At 65.0% G+C, this 19,998-nt stretch carries 18 protein-coding genes and 2 pseudogenes; 9 read left to right on the forward strand and 11 right to left on the reverse strand.

Going from position 1 to position 19,998, the window contains the following annotated elements; translation table 11 throughout:
* The first annotated feature begins 80 nt into the window (after positions 1–80).
* A complete protein-coding gene (locus BJ6T_RS01615) occupies positions 81–497 on the forward strand; it encodes a response regulator (protein ID WP_014490541.1) in 417 nt (138 codons plus the stop codon).
* Positions 498–564: 67 nt separating this feature from the next.
* A pseudogene (locus tag BJ6T_RS01620) lies at positions 565–4,066 on the forward strand (PAS domain S-box protein).
* 193 nt (positions 4,067–4,259) lie between these two features.
* Here the strand turns inward: BJ6T_RS01620 and BJ6T_RS01625 are convergent.
* Positions 4,260–4,895, reverse strand: a complete 636-nt coding sequence (locus BJ6T_RS01625; RefSeq protein ID WP_014490543.1) for a response regulator transcription factor — start codon at positions 4,893–4,895, stop codon at positions 4,260–4,262.
* 149 nt (positions 4,896–5,044) lie between these two features.
* On the opposite strand from BJ6T_RS01625, the gene BJ6T_RS01630 reads away from it, so the two are divergent.
* The gene (locus tag BJ6T_RS01630) at positions 5,045–5,335 is read left to right on the forward strand and encodes a hypothetical protein (RefSeq protein WP_014490544.1); all 291 of its coding nucleotides are present in this window, start codon (positions 5,045–5,047) and stop codon (positions 5,333–5,335) included.
* A gap of 54 nt (positions 5,336–5,389) precedes the next feature.
* Here the strand turns inward: BJ6T_RS01630 and BJ6T_RS01635 are convergent, their stop codons facing one another.
* The 7 genes and pseudogenes from BJ6T_RS01635 to BJ6T_RS43020 all read right to left on the reverse strand — a co-directional run.
* Entirely contained in the window at positions 5,390–5,893 is a 504-nt protein-coding gene (locus tag BJ6T_RS01635) for a response regulator (RefSeq protein ID WP_014490545.1), read from the reverse strand.
* Positions 5,894–6,048: 155 nt separating this feature from the next.
* On the reverse strand, positions 6,049–6,366 hold the full coding sequence (locus BJ6T_RS01640) for a hypothetical protein (protein WP_014490546.1): 318 nt from the start codon (positions 6,364–6,366) through the stop codon (positions 6,049–6,051).
* A 2-nt stretch (positions 6,367–6,368) separates the two neighbouring features.
* Complete coding sequence (locus tag BJ6T_RS01645) at positions 6,369–7,250, reverse strand: CheR family methyltransferase (RefSeq protein WP_014490547.1); 882 nt, start codon at positions 7,248–7,250, stop codon at positions 6,369–6,371.
* 59 nt (positions 7,251–7,309) lie between these two features.
* Entirely contained in the window at positions 7,310–7,696 is a 387-nt protein-coding gene (locus BJ6T_RS01650) for a response regulator (protein ID WP_014490548.1), read from the reverse strand.
* Positions 7,697–7,732: 36 nt separating this feature from the next.
* A complete protein-coding gene (locus tag BJ6T_RS01655) occupies positions 7,733–8,206 on the reverse strand; it encodes a chemotaxis protein CheW (RefSeq protein WP_014490549.1) in 474 nt (157 codons plus the stop codon).
* An 84-nt stretch (positions 8,207–8,290) separates the two neighbouring features.
* Complete coding sequence (locus BJ6T_RS01660) at positions 8,291–11,104, reverse strand: hybrid sensor histidine kinase/response regulator (protein ID WP_014490550.1); 2,814 nt, start codon at positions 11,102–11,104, stop codon at positions 8,291–8,293.
* Positions 11,105–11,566: 462 nt separating this feature from the next.
* Positions 11,567–11,827: pseudogene (locus tag BJ6T_RS43020) on the reverse strand (response regulator); the annotation flags it as partial.
* 437 nt (positions 11,828–12,264) lie between these two features.
* On the opposite strand from BJ6T_RS43020, the gene BJ6T_RS01670 reads away from it, so the two are divergent.
* The 4 genes from BJ6T_RS01670 to BJ6T_RS01685 all read left to right on the forward strand — a co-directional run bounded on the left by BJ6T_RS01670 (position 12,265) and on the right by BJ6T_RS01685 (position 14,814).
* Entirely contained in the window at positions 12,265–12,975 is a 711-nt protein-coding gene (locus tag BJ6T_RS01670; protein WP_028169660.1) for a Crp/Fnr family transcriptional regulator, read from the forward strand.
* Between the two features lie 190 nt (positions 12,976–13,165).
* A complete protein-coding gene (locus BJ6T_RS01675; RefSeq protein WP_014490553.1) occupies positions 13,166–13,864 on the forward strand; it encodes a Crp/Fnr family transcriptional regulator in 699 nt (232 codons plus the stop codon).
* 152 nt (positions 13,865–14,016) lie between these two features.
* Positions 14,017–14,394: an Hpt domain-containing protein gene (locus BJ6T_RS01680; RefSeq protein ID WP_014490554.1), complete on the forward strand. Its 378-nt coding sequence runs from the start codon at positions 14,017–14,019 to the stop codon at positions 14,392–14,394.
* 171 nt (positions 14,395–14,565) lie between these two features.
* The gene (locus tag BJ6T_RS01685; protein ID WP_014490555.1) at positions 14,566–14,814 is read left to right on the forward strand and encodes a hypothetical protein; all 249 of its coding nucleotides are present in this window, start codon (positions 14,566–14,568) and stop codon (positions 14,812–14,814) included.
* 63 nt (positions 14,815–14,877) lie between these two features.
* Here BJ6T_RS01685 and BJ6T_RS01690 read toward each other — a convergent pair whose 3' ends face one another.
* Positions 14,878–15,501 carry a helix-turn-helix domain-containing protein gene (locus tag BJ6T_RS01690; RefSeq protein WP_014490556.1) on the reverse strand — a complete coding sequence of 208 codons (624 nt, stop codon included), beginning with the start codon at positions 15,499–15,501 and terminating at the stop codon, positions 14,878–14,880.
* 340 nt (positions 15,502–15,841) lie between these two features.
* Between BJ6T_RS01690 and BJ6T_RS01695 the strand changes: the two genes are divergently transcribed.
* The gene (locus BJ6T_RS01695) at positions 15,842–17,005 is read left to right on the forward strand and encodes a hypothetical protein (RefSeq protein WP_014490557.1); all 1,164 of its coding nucleotides are present in this window, start codon (positions 15,842–15,844) and stop codon (positions 17,003–17,005) included.
* Positions 17,006–17,018: 13 nt separating this feature from the next.
* Here BJ6T_RS01695 and BJ6T_RS45150 read toward each other — a convergent pair whose 3' ends face one another.
* Positions 17,019–17,519, reverse strand: a complete 501-nt coding sequence (locus tag BJ6T_RS45150) for a hypothetical protein (RefSeq protein WP_141379510.1) — start codon at positions 17,517–17,519, stop codon at positions 17,019–17,021.
* A 314-nt stretch (positions 17,520–17,833) separates the two neighbouring features.
* Here BJ6T_RS45150 and BJ6T_RS01700 point away from each other — a divergent pair, with 314 nt between their 5' ends.
* A complete protein-coding gene (locus tag BJ6T_RS01700; protein ID WP_014490558.1) occupies positions 17,834–19,048 on the forward strand; it encodes an EAL domain-containing response regulator in 1,215 nt (404 codons plus the stop codon).
* Positions 19,049–19,058: 10 nt separating this feature from the next.
* Here BJ6T_RS01700 and BJ6T_RS01705 read toward each other — a convergent pair whose 3' ends face one another.
* Complete coding sequence (locus BJ6T_RS01705) at positions 19,059–19,919, reverse strand: DMT family transporter (RefSeq protein ID WP_028169662.1); 861 nt, start codon at positions 19,917–19,919, stop codon at positions 19,059–19,061.
* Between the last annotated feature and the right edge of the window lie 79 nt (positions 19,920–19,998).

Consider the following 19,998-nt stretch of genomic DNA (forward strand, 5'->3'; position numbering starts at 1 on the left):
GGAAACCGCGCAACAATTTCGCATTTGATGCTTTGATTTGGGGCCGCTCGACGTCCCATCCGGCCCGGAGGGTTTCAGACGTGGCCAACATCCTGATTGTGGATGACGACCCGGCCGTGCAGATCACGATCCGGCTGATCCTGGAGAGAGCGGGTCATCACGTCACGGTCGCCGGCGATGGCTACGAGGGACTTGCCCGGTTCGAGACGAGCCAGTTCGACCTCCTGTTCCTCGACATATTCATGCCCGGCATGGACGGACTGGAGACGATGCGCCACATCCGCGTGCTGCAGCCGGCCCTTCCGATCGTCGCCATTTCCGGCCGCCGCGCCGTTTCCCCGGACGCCTACGCCGAGCCGGACTTTCTGAAGATGGCGACCAAGCTCGGCGCGGTCGCGAGTCTGCAGAAGCCGTTCCGGCCGGACGCCCTGCTCGCCGCTGTCGACGGCTGCCTCACATCAGCGCCGCAAGCTAATGTCGGCTCCGGCAGCCGATGACGGGGCGATCCATGTTGCAGCGTAGCAGGACATTCGGGACCGCTCGCGACGCGGCGCGAAGGCCGATATGACCCTCGCGACCCGGCTGGCCATCGCAATGATCCTGCTGGTCGCGGCTGCGGTCGCCGCTGTCGGATGGCTGAGCCATTACAGCCTGGAGCAAGCCTTTCTGCCGCGCGTGCTCGACCGTATCGAGGGCCACTCGCGGCTCCTGGCCTCGCAACTCGAAGCACATGTGAACGGCGCCCGCGCCGACGTTGCGACGTTCCGCTCCCGTGCCGCCGCGCGCGGCATGATCGATGCCCATTTCAACGACGGGGTCGATCCGGTCGACCACCTCTCGGAGAAGACCTGGCGCGACCGGTTGCTGACGCGCCTCCTGGCCGACGTCGGGGCCAACCCGGCCTACGCAAAATTCCGCATCATCGGCGCCGACGGCGTCGAATATCTGCGCGTCGACCGCTCCGGCCCGAACAGAGCGGTGCGAGCAGTTCCCGACGATGCCTTGCAGAACAAGGGCGAGCGCTCCTTCTTCCAGGCGGCGGTCAGGCTGGCAGAAGACCGGGTCGTCGTCTCCCCGGTCGAACTCGACGTCGACGACGGCGTGGTTCAGATGCCCTATGTTCCGACCTTGCGCGTCGCGGCGCCCCTGTTTGGGTCCGATCACCGGCTGTTCGGCATCGTCGTCGTCAATGTCGACATGCGCCAGGTATTCGATCGTATCAGGATATCGATCCGGAACGGTGAAGCGGTCTATGTGGTCGGCCGTAGCGGCGATTATCTCGTGCATCCGGACCGCACCCGCGAGTTCGGTTCGCAACTGGGGACACCAACACGCTGGCAGGACGACTTCCCCTATTTCGCAGCCATCACCGGATCGACGCAGGGCGCGACCCAGGTCGTGCCGGGCAGTGACGGCAAGCCGAGCGGCACCGCGATCGCACCCGCAATCCTGGCCGAGGACCAGTGGGTCGGTGTCATCCGCGTCGTGCCCAACGCCGTCTTCATGGCGCCGGCCGTCACCATCGAGAAATCGACCATCACGATCGGCCTCATCGCGGTGCTGGTCGCCGCCCTGCTGGCCGTGCTGCTGGCGCGGTCGTTGACCCGGCCGATCGGGCAGCTCACTGCTGCGGTCGAGTGGCTCGGCCGGGACAGTTCCATCAGAATTCCAACCGACGCCCCCGGCGAGACCGGCGTGCTGGCGCGGGCATTTGCCCGTCTGATCGATGAAATGCGGGCGAAGACGGCAGCGCTGGAGCATGAGGTCGAGGAACGGCGGCGCACCGAGGCCGCGCGCGACCAGCTCGCCGTCCGCGAACGCCTATTCAGCGCGGCGGTCGAATCCTCCGACGATTCGATCGTCATGCAGACGCTCGACGGCATCATCATCGGCTGGAATGCGGCGGCCGAGCGTCTCTACGGCTATACGGTCGAGGAAGCGGTCGGACAGCCGACCTTGATCCTCCTGCCACCCGATCGCCGCGAAGAGGGCAAGGACTATCTGCGGCGGATTGCGACCGGCGAGCGGATCGAGCATTTCGAAACGGTGCGCCTGCGCAAGGACGGCAGTCCGGTCGAAATCTCGGTGAGCCTGTCACCGATCAGGGACGATTCGGGCGAGATCATCGGCGCGTCCGGCACGGCGCGCAGCCTGACCGACGCGCGACGGACCGAGCGCGCGCTGCAACAGCAGATCGAGGAGCGGCGGCAGCTGTTCGACGCCTCGGAAGATCTGATCATGATCATGAACTCGCGGGGCCATATCGTGCAGGTCAGCCCGAGCAGCCAGGCCGTGCTCGGCTATGCGCCGGACGAGATGATCGGCCGCAGCGGCGTCGATTTCATCCATCCCGCGCATCTCGAGCAATCCCGCGAGGAGATGCGCGCGCTCCGGCGCGGCGGGCACCCGAAGCTCGCCGACACCCGCTGCATCCACAAGGACGGACGCGAGGTCTGGCTGTCCTGGCTCGGCAACTGGTCCGATCAGGCCAAGCGCTTCTTCTTCGTCGGACGCGACATGACCGAGGCGCGGCGCGCGGAAGAGTCCTTGCGAGAAAGCGAGCTGCTCGCGCGGAATATCGTCGAGACCGCGCTCGACGCCTTCGTCCAGACCGATGACCGCAGCATCATCCTGAACTGGAGCTCGCGGGCCGAAGAGCTGTTCGGCTGGCGGCGCGACGAGGCGCTGGGCAGGAATGGGGTCGACCTCATCGTCGCCGAGAGCGAGCGGGAGCGGGTCAAGGCCGGCCTCGCGCGCTTCCTCGAGTCCCGGGACGGCCAGACGCTCAATCGTCGCCGCGAGCTCATGGTTCGTCGTCGCGACGGCAAGGAATTCAGGGCCGAGCTGAGCGTCACGGCGCTGAAGCGTCGCGAAGGCATTCTGTTCAACGTGTTCTACCGCGACCTCACCGACAAGATCGCGTCCGAGGAGCGCATCCGCCACGCCGAGAAGATGGAGGCGGTCGGCCAGCTCACCGGCGGCGTGGCGCACGACTTCAACAACATCCTCACCGTCATCACCGGGACGATCGAAATTTTGGCCGAGGCGGTCGCGAAGGAGCCGGAGCTTGCGGCGATCACGAAGATGATCGACGAGGCCGCCGGGCGCGGCGCCGAGCTGACCCAGCACCTGCTCGCCTTCGCGCGCAAGCAGCCGCTCCAGCCGCGCGAGGTCGACATCAACGCGCTGATCATCGACACCGCAAAGCTGTTGCGCCCGACGCTGGGCGAGCAGATCCAGATCGAATCGGTGTTCGAGGACGAGAGCTGCGTCGCGATCGTCGACCCCAACCAGCTCACCACCGCGATCCTCAACCTCGCGCTCAATGCCCGGGACGCCATGCCCGGCGGCGGCAAGCTGATCGTGGAGACGGGCGCCGCCTATCTCGACGAGGTCTATGCCAGCGTCAACGACGTCAGGCCCGGACACTATGTGCTGATCGCGGTGAGCGACACCGGCTCGGGCATCCCCGCCAACATGCTGGCCCGGGTGTTCGATCCGTTCTTCACCTCGAAGGGACCGGGCAAGGGCACCGGGCTCGGGCTTTCGATGGTCTACGGCTTCATCAAGCAGTCCACGGGCCACATCAAGATCTATAGCGAGGAAGGCCACGGCACCACGATCAAGATGTATCTGCCGCCCGGCAAGACGCCCGCGGCCGTGGGCGAAGGCGTGACGCCGTCGACGATCGAGGGCGGACACGAGACGATCCTCGTGGTCGAGGACGACCGGCTGGTGCGCGACTACGTGCTGGCGCAACTGCATTCGCTCGGCTACGTCACCCTGCAGGCCGCGAACGCCGCGGAGGCGCTCGCGATCGTCGCCACCGGCAAGCCGTTCGACTTGCTGTTCACCGACGTCATCATGCCCGGCAAGTTGAACGGACGGCAACTTGCCGACGAGGTGTCGAAGACACGTCCCGACCTCAGGGTCGGTCTACACCTCAGGCTATACCGAGAACGCGATCATCCATCACGGCCGGCTGGATTCAGGCGTCCTGTTGCTGGCGAAGCCGTATCGCAAATCCGATCTGGCGCGGATCATTCGCAAGGCGCTGAGCAGTTGAGGAACCGTGTCCCCGACAAGGCGCAGCGTGCCATAAGCGCGTTCACGCGCGTCTTCGACGCGCTATGGCCGCGACGCAGAGCCGGGACCCAGAACTGTCAGCCGTAAAATTGGAGAGATATGGGCCCCGGCTCAGCGGCGCATCATTTCATGATGCACCGCGTCCGGGGCACGAGAGAGGAGAGCCAGTCGCCTTACGACGCGCGCTGCGCCGCGGTCATCACGATGCGGATCAGATCGGCGGCGTTGCGCGCCCCGAGCTTCTTCATGATGTTCGCGCGATGGTCCTCGATGGTGCGCGGGCTGATGCCGAGCGTGCGGCCGGCTTCCTTGTTGGACGCACCGGAAGCGAACTGCTCGAGCACCTCGCGTTCACGCCGCGTCAACGGCTCGCGTCCGGGGAAGTGCAACGAAGAGAATTTCGGCGACACGCTCTCTGCCTGCCTGCGTGCATAGGCTCCGATCGCCTCGTCCAGCCGGCCGACGATCTCGCTGCCGCGGAACGGCTTTTCGATGAAATCGAGCGCGCCGCTCTTGATGGCGCCCACCGCCATCGAGATGTCGCCCTGCCCCGAGATCATGAAGATCGGCGCCGGATAATCTTCGCCGTGCAGTTCCTTCAGAATGTCGAGGCCCGGCTTTCCGGGAATGTGCACGTCGAGCAGGATCGCAGCCGGCGTACGGTTCCGCGCGACGGAGAGCAGCGCTGCGCCGTCCGCAAAACAGATCACCTCATAACCCGCAGCCTTCAACACCATCGACAAGGTGTCGCGAACCGCAGGGTCGTCGTCGACCACGAAGATTTCACCACGAGAGGTTTGCTCGGCCATGTGCCACATCCAGTTGGCATTACGGACTCGCGTCCGCGCCAACCGTTATGGCGTTCGGCGCGGATTCGGCCCACCCGTATTTGTACGGGACATAGACTTAACGCACAAGTAGCGGCATTGCGCCTAATTGCAGGAGACGGAGAATATCCATGCTAAATTTGGCCGATACGCCGCCGCAGGTCGCGACATCCGAGGCCGACAGCCAACGATTGATCGCCGCCGACCTTCGCTTGCTGATCGCGCAGATCGAGACCAGTATGCGCCGGATCGCCGCAGCCATGGATCGAGAACACAGCAACGATCCGGAAGGTTCCGCCGACGTCTTCATACTCGACGACGTCACGCCGCGTTATGCCACCGCGAACGCCGCTCTCAACGCCTGCAGGGCAGGCCTCGGCCACGCCCTGCAATGCCTGTCTGAATCCGGCAACCCGGCTTGAATTGCGACCGGCGCGGCAGAGTGCCCGCGTCCGATCGCATGGCAGCTCCGCGCCTCAGGCGCGGTGCCGTTCCACGATCGCGTCGGTGGCGACGCCACCCCAGGTGTGGATCGCCGGCAGTCCCATTGCGGTCTTGCCGAGATTGGCGAGGCTGATGCGCAGCGCGGCGAGATCGAGCGGCTTCGGCAGGCCCTGGAGCTGGATCCCGACGGAACGGGCGAAGCTGCGGGCGGCGCTGCGGCGCTTGCCGTCCATACCGCTGATGACGATCACGTGGCCTGCGAATTTCGCCGCCGCCATCTCGCGCAGCACCTCGATGCCGTCGCCATCCTCCAGCACCAGATCAAGCGTCACGCAATCGAAGCGGGCGGCGCGGAGCTTCTCGATCGCCTCGGCAACGGACGGCGCCACCGTGACTTCATGGCCGGCCTGCCTGGCGGCGACCGTGATCAGGCTGCGCTGCGTGGCGTCATCGTCGACCACCAGAAGCTGAAGCGCACGCCGCTCGGCGACGTCGGGCAGGTTTGACGGGATCGGGGAGAGGGAGCTTCGGGGCATTGCCGTATCCTGAGATTGAGACGGGCAATTGCTACACGGCTCGCGCTTAGGCCACGTAAAGCCGGTGCGGCGAATTCGTCCGGATGTTTTAGCAAATATGAACCAACGTCTCGGAAAACGGCGATGGGGCGCGCGGGACGAGGCCTATTTGGCGATCACGCTGCCTCGTCACGACCGCCGGCGGCGCCGCGCTTCTTGCGGTTCTTGCCGCGCAGGAACTGGATGTCCATTTCGGCGCCGTTGACGCGCACCAGCTCGCAACGACGATAGGCGAGCCCGGTCGACGACAGCAGCAGGAAGAATTCCTTCAGGTTCAATCCCTGGATCGAGCCATCGACCGTGAGGATGGCGTCGGTGTCGGAAATCGCATTGAGCTTGCAGTCGCGCCGCCACGTGCCGTCGATCGCCATGATGCAGACGTCATAGCCACGACTGAACGTGACGCGCTCCGCGCCCTTGCCATCCTCTGCCATGCCTATCGTCCTGCCACCACCGCCATGCGCGGCAGCGCGGCGCCGGCGATAACCGGTTTGGCTGCCGCTGCACGCGGGTCGTTCGGCTTGTAGAGGCCGCGACGATCCGGGATCGGCCTGAACGTGTCGGTCAGCCCGACCACGGTTTCGGCCGCGCCCAGCACCAGGAAGCCGTCTCCCTCGATCTGGCGGGCGAGGCGGTTGAAGATGTTGATCTTGGTGTCCTGGTCGAAATAGATCAGCACGTTGCGGCAGAAGATGACGTCGAAGGTGCCGAGCTGGGCAAAATCATGCAGCAGGTTGAGCTGCCGGTGCTGGATCATCGCGCGCAGCTCGGGATTGATCTGCCACGTCTCGCCGGTCTGCTTGAAATATTTCATCAGCATCTGGATCGGCAGGCCGCGCTGCACCTCAAACTGGCTGTAGATGCCGGCCTTGGCCTTCTCGAGCACCTCCTGCGAGAGGTCGGTCGCGATGATCTCGACACGCCAGCCGGTCAGGGCCGCGCCCATCTCCTTCAGGCACATCGCCAGCGAATAGGGCTCCTGTCCGGTCGAGCCGGCGGCGCACCAGATGCGCACGCTCCGTCGGCCGGCGCGCGCCTTGATGACCTCAGGCATGATGGTGTCGCGGAAATGATCGAACGGGACCTTGTCGCGGAAGAAGAAGGTCTCGTTGGTGGTCATGGCTTCGACCACGCTGGTGACGAGCGCGCTCGAGCCGCCCTGCAGCTTCTGCACGAGCTCGCCGATCCCGGAGAGCCCGGCCTTGCGGGCGAGCGGCAACAACCGGCTTTCGATCAGATATTGCTTGTCTGCAGACAGGTCGAGCCCGGAATGATCCCTCAGGAACTTACGCAGATACTCATACTCGGTCGGGGTCACGGATAGCCTCTCGGAAGCTTTACTGGGGACACTCTGGCTGAAACGCTCGGGCCAGATACTCAGACCATGGCTTGCCCGACCGGGATCAAGCCGACTTCAGCGAACTTGTCGGCGATGATGTCTTTGTCGAAGGGCTTCATAATGTACTCGTTGGCGCCGCCGCTGAGCGCCTGGGCGATATGAGCCACGTTGTTCTCGGTGGTGCAGAACACCACTTTCGGCTGGTCGCCGCCGGGCAGGCGGCGCATGTGGCCCATGAACTCGAAGCCGTCCATCACGGGCATGTTCCAGTCGAGCAGCACCGCATCGGGCAGCTGCCGCTGGCAGATCTCCAGCGCCTTCGAGCCGTCCTCGGCCTCGGTGACTTCGAATTGCAGGCCTTCCAGGATGCGGCGCGCGATCTTGCGCACGACGCTGGAATCATCGACCACCAAACAGGTCTTCATCTTGGTTCTCCGGCTTTAAATGTCTTTCGTGAAAGTTCAGGCAGCCATTTGTACTTCGGTCTTGAGTTCGAGGACGCGATCGACGTCGAGGACGACCATGAGCTGGCCGTCGAGGCGGTGGACGCCGCCGGCGAGCTTGGCCATGCGGGGATCGAGGTTGACGGGGTTCTCTTCCTTGCCGTCCTCGGCAAGCCGCAGCACCTCGCCGATCTGGTCGATCAGGAGGCCGTAGGATTCACCGCGCAGGTCGACGCCGACCGCCATCGCCGTCTTGCCGTCCTCGGGCTTGGGCAGGCCGAGCCGGGCGCGCATGTCGACCACGGTGACGATGCGGCCGCGCAGGTTCAGCACGCCCGCGATCTCGCGCGAGGACAAGGGAACGCGGGTGACGCGCTCGGGCATGAACACGTCCTGGACCCGGGAGATCGGCAGCCCGAACAGCTGGCCGCCGATCATCGCGGTGACGTATTCGACCATGGCGCCTTCGCTGGTCTGCATCTTGTTGCTCATCTGCGTATCTCCTGATCCCGAAGGCTCTTTTGATTGAGCATGATCTCGTCGGAAAACCGCTTCACACTTTTCCGGATCATGCTCTTAGGCCGCTGCCCGGCTCAGCTCGGAGGCGCCGGCGGCACCCGCAGTCTGTTCCTTCAGCGCCGCGATCAGACCGGGACGGTCGAACTTGGCGACATAGTCGTGGAAGCCGGCCTGCCGGCCGCGCTCGATCGCCGCCGGCGACACCAGCGCGGACAGGCCGATGATCGGCATCGCGCCCAGATTGGTGTCGGAGCGGATCACTTCGGCGAACTCGAACCCGTTCATGTCGGGCATCTCGATGTCGGTCAGGACCACGTCGAAGCTCTGCGCACGCAGCGCAGCCAGGCCCTCCTGCGCGGTCGGCGCGGTGCGGACGCGGTAGCCGGCCGCCTTCAGCACCGGGGCCAGCATGTTGCGGAAGAACGCCGAGTCGTCGACCAGGAGCACCGACTGCGAGTGCATCGACGGCTTCATCTCCTTGCGGGTGAACCAGTCGGCGAACGCCATCGGCAGGAAGTGGCCGACGTCGATCACTTCGGTGGCCTGGCCCTTGATCACGGCCGAGCCGAGGATGCCGGAGGCGGAGCCGCCGACCTCGATGTTGAGCCGTTCCTCGACGATGTCGATGATCTCGTCGACGACGAGGCCCATGGAGCGGCCGTCATCGGCGAACACCAGGATCGGCTGGGCGCCCTGGCTCGCGATGGTGACGCTCTCCATGGCGACGAGCGGCATCAGCTGCTCGCGGTACTGCACCATGTAGCGGCCGTTGGAGAACTCGATCTTGTCGGCCGGGAGCTCTTCCAGGCGGGTGACGAGCCCGAGCGGGACCGCCTTGGGCTGGCTGGAGCCGGCGCGGAACACGAGCAGCGAGGTGGTCTGCTCGCCACTTCCGATGTGATGCGCGCCGTTCTCGTCGCCCATGTCATGGGCCGAGGAGCCGGCGGCGCCGAGCGCTTTCGCAATGCCGTTGGGATCGATGATCATGATGACCGCGCCATCGCCCAGAATGGTGTTGCCGGAGAACATGTCGATGTGACGCAGCTTCGTCGACATCGGCTTGACCACGATCTCTTCGGTGTGGAACACGCCGTCGACCACGATGCCGAAGGTCTGGCTGCCGACCTGGGTGACCACGATAAAGCCGTTCTCGGGATCGCTGGCGGCGCCGTCGTCGATCTTCAAGAGCTTCTTGAGGTGGATCAGCGGCAGCAGCTTGTTGCGCAGCCTGAGGACGGCGGTGTCCTTGATGCGCTCGATGCGGTGCTCGCTGTTGGCGCGGGCACGGACGAGCTCGACCACCGAGAGCTGCGGGATCGCGAAGCGGTCGCCGGCGGCCTCGACGATCAGCGCCGAGACGATCGCCAAGGTCAGCGGGATCTTGATGGTGACGGAGGAGCCCTCGCCGGCCACCGACTTGATGTCGATGGTGCCGCCGATCTGGTCGATATTGGTGCGCACCACGTCCATGCCGACGCCGCGGCCGGAGACCGAGGTGATGGCGGCCGCGGTGGAGAAGCCGGGCGCGAAGATGAACTTGTGGATCTGGGCTTCGCTCATCTTCTCGAGCTCGGCCTCGGTGACGAGGCCTGAGGAGATCGCCTTGGCCTTGATCCTCTCGGTGTTGAGGCCTCTTCCGTTGTCGGCGATGCAGATGATGATGTGGCCGCCCTCGTGATAGGCGGACAGGCGGATGGTGCCCTGCTCGCCCTTGCCGGATGCGAGCCGCTCGGCGGGGGTCTCCAGGCCGTGGTCGGCGGAGTTGCGCACCATGTGGGTGAGCGGGTCCTTGATCAGGTCGAGCACCTGGCGGTCGAGCTCGGTGTCGGCGCCGTGCATCTCCAGCTCGATCTGCTTGCCGAGTTCGCTCGACAGGTCGCGGACGATGCGGGGCAGCTTCTGCCAGGCATTGCCGATCGGCTGCATGCGCGTCTTCATGACGCCTTCCTGCAGCTCGGCGGTGACGTTGGACAGGCGCTGCAACGGCACCTTGAACTCGGTGTCCTCGTTGCGGCGGGAGATCTCCAGCAGCTGGTTGCGGGTCAGCACCAGCTCGGAGACCATGGTCATCAGATGCTCCAGCGTATCCACGTTGACGCGGATCGACTGGTTGGCGATGCGGTCGCCCTCGGCGGCGCCCTCGTCGGCCATCGACTTCTTCGGCGCGGCCTTCTCCTTGGCGGGCTTCGCAGCTTCCTTCGCAGCTTCCTTGGCGGCTTCCTTGGCGGCGGGCGCGGGAGCTTCAGCGGCCGGCGCGGGCTCGGCCTTGACGACGGGGGCCGGCGCTTCGATCGCGGTCTCGCGGAAGGCGCGCTCGAGCTCGTCGAGCGAGACTTCGCCCGGACGTAAGGGCCGCTCCAGGGTCTGGTCGATCAGCGAGCCTGTGGTCATCTCCTTTGCGGGTGCGGCCTTGGCTTCGACGGCAGCTGGTGCTTCCGGCGCCAGCGGCGGCGCTTCAGCCACGGGAGCAGCGCTGCCAGCGGCCATAGCCGCCATGCCCTGCTCGACCATCGCTTCCAGCTTGTCGATGAGATCGCGGTCGGTGCCCTCGGGCTCGGCTTCGGTCGCCTCGAGGCCTGCGAGGATCTCCTTGATGCGGTCGATCGAGGACAGGATCACCGTCACAGCCTGCCCCGTCACCGGCATGCCGTCGCGGAATTTGCCCATCAGCGTCTCGCCGGCATGGGCCAGCGCTTCAAGCCGCGGCAGTCCGAGGAAGCCGCACGTGCCCTTGATGGTGTGGACCAGGCGGAAGATGTTATCCAGGATCTTGGCGTTGTTCGGCTCCTGCTCGAACTTCACCAACTGATTGTCGACGGTGTCCAGGCTCTCGCTGGTCTCCGTCAAAAACTCCCGCAACAGATCATCCATGAGCTACGCCTTACTGAGCCGGACTTCGACGCCTGGGCCGCACCTGGAGTTCGGCGGAGGTCGGCAGCTGGATCGTTAGACAACCCCTTTCACGGTCCCGTTAATTTCAGCCTCCGTGCTAATACGGATATTGAAGACAAGTTTGCGCTTCGAGACCTGCGACAGCGTCCTTCAGCAAAAGCGGCGCCGCATCTCACGCGACAGACGCGATAGGTAAACGCTCCGATAACGACACTGCGACGTGCGTAAAAAATCACGCTGGCGAAGCACGATATGCACGGGCCGCGCGAATTGAATCAAATCACGCGCAATCAGAATCGCTCACACCGCCGCCTGCTGCGCGCCTGCTCGATCCGCAAGAGCTGCGCTTGCGGTAAACGGACGCTTATTTCGCGGCCGCCACGAATGCTACCGCGCTAACCCAATCGCGGAGACAGCACGATGCTCCGCGAGGCGCGCGCCGTGGAAGATCCGGATCGACTCGCCTCCCGCGCATATGCGGCATGAAGATGTCGATCATCATCAGATCGACCTGCTCGTTTTCGAGAGCGCGGAGTCCGGCTTCTCCGTCGGCAATCGTCACCCGGAAATGATTCCGCTGCAGATAGATCTGGATGGCCATGCACACCATCGGGTCGTCGTCGACGACGAGATGTGGCGCGGGCCTGCTGTCCCCGTTTGAGCTTCGCGTTTCGGCGATTCAAAGATCGAACCGTGGGGCACGCCGTTCTCCTCTGGCTGGGGTCGAAACGTTGATGGCCGCAAGCGTCAACGGTGCTGTCGGGAAATCAGAGACAGGTGCGACTGTCGTGGCGCTGCGAAGCCGCGCAGACCAGTCTCGGATGGATGGAAATGCGCGTTTGAGGGGAAGCCGCAGGTGCCGGCCGGCATCCGATGGCGGCGCGGATGCGGTGCTTCCGGTTCACGACAGCCCCGTTGCCGCTTTTTCCTGCCGCCCGGCACAAGACGGACGCCCCTAATCGGCGCGCGGATCAGCGTGCGTTTCTCAATTTCCGCCGCAAATGCCGCAGCCTGTCTGCCCCCCAACGGGTATATGGACGGCCCCACAACCTTTATAATATGTTTTGGTTGCCGTGCAACTGGATGACGCACAGGACGCGGCGTCCGATCGTGCTAATGAACGCGCCGGATTGACCTGCATGACCGCGAGCGGCCACCCGTCCAACCAGTTGCTGCAAATGCTCGGCGTAGCGGATTTCGAACTGCTGCGCCCCCATCTCGTGACAGTCGAAATGGTCAGGGAATCTGTCTTGGCCGAGGCAGGTGCCGCGCTGCGACATGTCTACTTCCCGCACGGCGGATCCGTTTCGATCACGGTGGGTCTCTCCGAGGGACAGATGATCGAGGTCGCGATGCTGGGCCGCGACGGCGCCGTGGGCGGCGGCGCTGCGCTTGCCGACGGCATCGCACCGACGGACGCCGCCGTGCTCTTCCCCGGGACTGCGTCCGTGCTCGAAATCGCGGCCTTCCGGGCGGTGGCGGCCGCAAGCGCGCCGTTTCGCGGCCTGATGATTCGCCATGAGCAGGTGTTGCTCGCGCATGCGCAGCAGTCGGTGCTGTGCAATACGGTGCACCCGGTCGAAGCGCGGCTGGCGCGCTGGCTCCTGCGTGCCCGCGACCTGTCCGACAGCAAGTTCCTTCCGCTGACACAGGAGATGCTGGCGCAGATGATGGGCGTACGGCGCAACGCGATTTCTCTCGTCGCAAATGCGCTCCAGCGCGCCGGCATCATTCACTACACCCGCGGCCAGATCGAGATCGTCGACGAGCGCGCACTGGAGACGAGATCCTGCGACTGCTATGCGGCGGTGAAGGGCTGCCACGCCCGGCTGCTGGGAGCCCCGCGGTGAGGATAACCCGGCGCAACCGGCCTGCGGGATGCCGGTGTGCACACAGTGCGGCGGGGCGCCATCGCAGCCGGACATCTTGTCCCAATTGCCAATATATCCCGACGAGAACATGATCAAACCTGTCCGTGCAGCGAGCAGCCCGTTCGCTTCGAGTTCGGGGGCTGACGAGACGGAGGCAGTCTTGGAAACGATGGCGCGCCCATCCAACGGTTTCCTGTCCGCACTGTCGGCGGAGGATTACGAATTGATCCGCCCGCATTTGCGCATGATCGATCTGCCGCATGAAGCGATCCTGGTGGAGACCGGCGAGACGCTCAAGCGCGCCTACTTTCCCCACCGCGGCGTCATCTCGCTGGTGGTGAAACTCGCCAAGGGCGAGCATGTCCAGGTCGCCATGATCGGCCGCGACAGCCTGCTCGGAACGCTCTCGACCATGGGCGATGCCTGCGCGCTGAACACGGCGGTCGTGCTGGTCCCCGGTGCCGCCTCCGTGATGGATCTCGACCGGCTGCGCGACGCGGCGGACCAGAGCAGCACCTTGCGGACGCTGCTCACCCGTCACGGGCTGGCCGTCTACGCACAGGTCCAGCAGACCGCAGGCTGCAACGCCGCCCATCCGGTGGAGTCGCGGCTGTCGCGTTGCCTGCTGCACACCCATGACCTGTCGGGCGACTACCGGCTGCTGCTGACCCAGGAGGCGATGGCGCAGATGATCGGGGCGCGCCGCAACAGCGTATCGCTGGTCGCCAATACGTTGCAGCACGCCAATTTCATCCACTACAGCCGCGGACACATCCAGATCCTCAACCTGGACGGCCTGCGCCAGACGGCGTGCGAATGCTACGCCACGGTGAAGGCCCAGTACGACCGGCTGCTCGGCCCGCGCTGACCGGCGCCTTGGTAAACCGCCGGCTAACGCCGGCCCGCAAACACGGATCGTCCTGCTACCGGAACTGAAATTCGGATGCCGTAGACACGGGGCGTGCCTCGCGCCGTACAGGCCGCGCGGCAGACGAATCGTGACCAGGACAGGCCAAAGCCATGTTTGAAGTGACCGCCGCGCCGATGCCAAAAGCGCTCGATGCCGCGCCCGCGCGCGAGCCGGGTGCGTACGAAGCGCTGGTGCGGGAGATCGGCGAGGACGGGGCCGGTGAAGTCCGTGACGTGTTCTGGAGCGAGACCTGCGCGCGCCTGCAACTGTTCCGCACGCTCTCGCTGGCGCGGCAGCTTGCCAGGATCACCCGCGAAGCGCATTCCCTGAAGAGCGCGGCCGGAACGTTCGGCTATGTCAGGCTTGCGGCGCTGGCGCTGCGGCTGGAGCAGGCCGCGGAGACGCTTGGCGAGGCCGAATTCCACGGCCTCCTCGACCTGATGGATGCCGCCTACGCCGCCGCGCGCGCACAGGAGCCGCAGGGCTAGAGCCATTTTCGTTGCGATGGAATCGGAGCAGGGCTTGCGCAGACCCTATCCACTTCGCTCAAAAACGCTTTGACGAAAACCCTGCCAAGCCCGCCGTACTTCTACGGTTTGGGATTTTCACAGATGGCTAATCATAGGTGGCGATAGTCGCCGGAAACCAGGAGGGTTTCCATGTTCACCTATGAGACTGCGGATCAGAAAGAGGTCCGTCGCTTCCGCATTGCACAGTTCAACGGCAGGACGGCGACCGTGAAGTCTGGCGAGGCGACGGTGACTGGTTTCGTTCGCTCGGTGCTGGAGCAGGAATCGAGCATGCCGCCGCGCTGGACCATCACGATCATTCCGAGCGCGCCCAAGGAAGAGCCCAAGTCGCTGCGGCCGCCGTCGCGGGTGCGCCCTTTCGCCGAGGATTATCTCTGAGCCCATCGGGTACCCTGGCCATTCTCGGGCTTGATCGCCCGCTCGGCCGCTCAGGACAGAACCTCAATCGATCGAATGCAGCAGCGCCGCACGGACGAGGTCCGCGGTGTTGCGCGCGCCGAGCTTGCGCATCGCCTCGGCGCGATGGCTCTCGAATGTGCGCGGGCTGATCTGCATCCGCAGCGCGCCCTGCTTGTTCGAGTAGCCCTCGCTGATCAGCCTCAGCACCTCGCGTTCGCGCTTGGTCAGCCGCTTCTGGCCCGACAGGCCCAGCAACTCGGTGCTCGGCACACGCTGCTGCTGCTGTGCGCGGGCGGCGTTCGATTCGGCGCCCTCGGTCCTGGACGGGATCGGCAGGGCATCCCTGTGAGGACCGGCAAGCTGCTTGACCACGCCGCAAACACGTTCGGTCTGCGCCAGCGCATTCTCCACCACGCGCTGCAAATAGGCCCGATCGGCCGTAACCGGCGCAAGCTGGTCGCTGTGGTGCTTGATCTCGCCCATGTAGAGCAGGAGCGCGGTCAGGGGGCCGTTGAGCTCGCGGGCGATGGCGCTGGCCATCTCGTCGGCGGCCTTGGCGCGGACCGCGTTCAGGCGGGCGAAATCGAGCTCTTCGGTCGGAGCAGAGCTGCTTTCGAACCATTCCGACGGCCGCGAATCGGTGGCCGTATCGTTCTGTGACCCCATGTGACTCGTTTAGCGGAACCGAGGCCGGTCTGTGGTTAACTTTTTGCTCCGTAAGACTACGGTAATTCTGGCAGTTTTGTGCTGAAATACCGGCATAGGCACAATTTATGCTTGAGTGCCCACGCAATCGACCACGCGCAGGTTGAGGTTTTCGCCCAGAACTTGGGCAGGCGACGAAATGCCTCCTTAACCAACGCTCCCCAGCGGGCGCCCGCGCCTCCCGGCTTTTACGGATAAATTAACAATGACTTGCTTCTCTTGGTCACGATTGAGAGCGCGCAAATGCCTCCACGCATGAGGCCGGCAGGCCTGCGGGAAACGCTGCGGAAGATTGCGTGCCATGAACGAGATCGATCGGCTGTCCGAGTTCTTGCAGAGGCTGACGCCGCTCTCGCGCAGCTGTCTGCTCAGCGAGCTCGAGCGGCTCGAACTGTGCGGCATCGACATGCCGGGCTCCTCCGACATCCAGGCGAAGTTGCGCGCTGAATTCCGCAAGGACGGATCGACCCAGGCACGCGCCACCAGTCCCTCGCGCTATTTCTTCGCGCCACTTGAACTGCTCCTGATCGACGGCGCACCCGAGCATGCCAATGCGGGGCGGATTTCACGCAACACGCTCACGCCGATCTGGGAGTGGATCTGCCGCGACCTGCTGCCGACCATGGCTCGCGACTACATCAAGGCAATCAACGACCAGGTCACCGCCAACAACCCGAAGGAAGTGCTGAAGACCGCGTCGATCTTCCAGACCAAGGTCCTCAAGGTCCTCGAGAATACCCTGGCATCGGCGGAGACCACCGAGTTCGCACGCGCCAAGCTCACGCAATACACGGCCTCGCGCACCGCCTTCGACGACGTGAGGAAGATGCAGCAGGTGCTGCGCGCCGGCGACGCGCTGTCGAAGTTCAACGAAAAGCTGCCTGAGAAGATCACGAAATTCGACGACGGCCAGGTTGCCCAGATCACCGCACAACTCGATGCGTTCAGGAAGTCCCACCCCGACGCGCTGCCCTTTGCGCTGGCGCTGGTGGCGAGGCGCCTGAAGACGTCCTGGCAAATGGTGCGCCTTGCCACCAGGGCCGCCGCGAGCAAGAGCGTGGCCGACGTCGCCGCCACGCCCTATGCCGGCGTCGTTCCCATGGTGCTCGACCGGCTCGACGACAAGCGGCTCGCCCTGCGGGTCGCGCTCAAGCACAACCGCGTGCTGGTCGCCCGCGACCTGCTCGCCGACATCTACGACACCGAATACGCGCTCAAGGTCCGCATCGACGGCATCGAGGGTTGCGAATGGGGCGTCCGGCTCCAGCAATTGATGGATGCGATCGCGGCGCTGGTGTCCGCCGAAGTCAGCCGCTTCCCCTCCAATGTCGGCCACATTCTCGGCTCGCGCCGGCTGCGCAGCCACGACACGCTCGGCGGCAAGCTGTCCTATCTGGCCTGGAAGGGACGCGACGCCGTGCAGGACGGCGCGGCGGCGTTTCGCAAATTGATCGGGCAAACCTGATATTGCGGCGCGGCTACTCCGCCCGCGGCAGGCACAGGAAGCGATCGGTAAATCGCCCTGACAGAACGAATCTGAACCACCAATACATCAATCGCCGCGTCGTCATTGCTGTAATCCTCGACAGCCCACCACCGGCTGCGCACAGCAATAGCGCAGGTGCAGCAAGACACATGTGATGTGCTTCACATTTGCGCCGCCGCAGCCGGCCGCGTTGTCGCAGAATTGTCACGCGTAAACCATGGAACATGCGCGCATCGCGTGAAAATGAACCCTCCCATCCCTCCCATCCCTGCCATCGCGTCGATCCTGCGATGCACCGCAAGAGCGACGGGAAGGAGGTTGCGATGAGAGCGAGCCGGCGGACATCGACGATGGCGGCATTGCACGCGCGCCGGCGCCGCGCGAAGCGCGAGCGGTTCGTAGCGCGTTGAACGAGCTGAATGCGCAGCTCGACAAGCACGTATTCTACAAGGCGTTTCCCGTCCTGAGTCGCGGTCGCGAGCTGGTGCTGCATGACCCAGCACGCCACGGCCACAGACAATTGAGGCGTCCATTATTCAATTGGGCGAAGTGCGCGCGACCTCGTCCGATTACAGGACAGCGCGCGTGTCCGCAGCCAAGCCGTGTCTTGCAAGAATTGCGCGGGATTGCCGCACGCCCGCGCGCGACGCGCGGGCAGACGTAAAAACTTCCGGAAGAAGATCCAGACAATTTTAGACGTGATGCGGGCTTTAACGTTACCCAGATAATTCAACAATCGACTGAAGCTCTCCATATTTGAAACTGCTCCCATCGCTAACACCTGTCGCGGAACGGGAGTGGTTTGCGATGAACGATGAACTTGTTGAACTCGCCGGACGGAGGCCCAAAACCTTCGGACGGCGAAAGGTAACGCCGCGCGCATGCGTCGCCGACGGCAAGCGCCATCTGCGCGCATTCCTCGCCGAGGTGCTGGAGGATCTTGGTTTCGTCACCAGCGAATGCGCCAGCGCGGACGAGCTGCAGACCGTGCTGACTCGCGAGTTGCCGGACCTGATCCTGCTCGGCATCGCCGCCGACGGCATCGAGCCCGGCACGTTTCTGGAGACGCTGGTGCGCGAGGCCTTCGACGGCAAGGTTCTCGCCGTCGGCGCCCGCGAGTCCATCATCGTCAGGGCTGTGCAGCAGGTCGGCGAGGAATATGGCCTCGCGATGCTGCCGCCACTGACCACGCCGTTTGCCGCGGAGACGCTGCGCGAGCGCGTCGCGATGCTGCTGCCGGACGAGCCGGCGCCGAGCCCGGCCGTGTATGTCGGCGAGGCGCTTCATGCCGGCTGGCTCGAGCTCTGGTACCAGCCCAAGATCGACGCGCGCACCTTGGTCCGCAGCGGCGCCGAGGCGCTGGTACGGATGCGGCATCCGACCTGGGGCGTGGTGCCGCCCGCCTACTTCATCCCCGAAGAGCACGATCCGCATTTGCGCGAGCTCTCGGAGTTCGTGATCGAGCGCGCCTTGCAGGACTGGCACTATCTCCTGGAGCAGCAGAGCCCGGTCGATCTCTCGATCAACCTGCCGACGTCATATCTGAAGGAGCCGCTGGCCGTGCGCGATCTCTGCCGCCGCATGCCGACGCATCCGGCCTTCGGCGGGCTGACGATCGAGATCGACAGCGAGGAGGCGATCCGCGATCTCGAATTCCTCGTCGAGGTTGCCCGTGAGGTGCGCCTGCACAATATCGGCCTGTCGATCGACAATCTCGGCGCCAACTGGCCGTCACTGATGGATCTGGACAAGATTCCCTTCATCAAGCTGAAGGCCGACCGGCACTTCGTCACCGGCAGCGGCAGCGATCGGCTGAAGCGCACGGTCTGTCGTCACATCGTCGAGCTCGCCCACGCCTACGGCGCGCGCACAGTGGCCGAAGGCGTCGAGAGCCGCGCCGACCTCGTCGCCGCCAACGAGCTCGGCTTCGACCTCGTGCAGGGTTTCCTGTTCGGCAAGCCGATGCCGCTGAAGAAGTTTGCCCGGAGCGCGCTGACGCGGACGGTGATGGGGCAGGCGTGAGGCGCCAGCCTCACGCAAATCGCCGCGCGAAGAACACGCAGACGACCACGAGCGCGGTCGCGGCGACCATGCTCCATGCGACCGGCTCGTGCAGCAGGAAGCCGGCGAGCGCGAGGCCGAAGAATGGCTGGAGCTGCTGCAACTGACCGACGCGGGCAATGCCGCCGACCGCAAGGCCCCGGTACCAGAAGATGAAGCCGACGAACATGCTGAAGACGGAGACGTAGGCGAGCCCGATCCAGGCGGGCACGCCGACGCCGCTCCACGTCGACGGCCATGTCAGAATCGCGACCGGCACCATCAGCGGCAGGGCGAGCAGCAGCGCCCAGGAGATCACCTGCCAGCCGCCGAGGCGGCGCGACAGCGCGGCGCCTTCGGCATAACCGAGCCCGCACAGCACGATGGCCGCGACCATCAGGAGATCGCCGGTAAGCGAGGCCGAGCCGCCGTTCGACAGGGCAAAGCCTGCGACCGTGGCGCTGCCGAGGACAGCGAACAGCCAGAACAGCGGCTGCGGCCGCTCGCCGCCGCGCAGCACCGCGAAGATCGCCGTCGACAGCGGCAAGAGGCCGATGAAGACGATCGAATGCGCGGAGGTGATGTGCTGGAGTGCGAGCGCCGTCAGCAGCGGGAAGCCGACCACGACGCCGATGGAGACGATGGTGAGCGAGACGAGATCCTTCCGCTGCGGCCGCGCCTGGCGGAGCAGGAAGAGCACGGCCACACCGATCAGTGCCGCGATGACCGCGCGGGCGGACGTTAGAAACAGCGCGGAGAAGCCGCCGACCGCCACGCGGGTCGCCGGCAAGGAGCCGCTGAAGATGATGACGCCGAGAAGCCCGTTGCCCCAGCCGCTGCCTGCAGATTGCATGTCCGTCCCGCTTGTTGGGTCACGATCATCGGCCGTCGCCGGTGGCGAGACCAGCGACAATCCAGTACAATCTGGCAGA

Source organism: Bradyrhizobium japonicum USDA 6 (assembly GCF_000284375.1).
In the GTDB taxonomy this organism is placed as follows: Bacteria; Pseudomonadota; Alphaproteobacteria; order Rhizobiales; family Xanthobacteraceae; genus Bradyrhizobium; species Bradyrhizobium japonicum.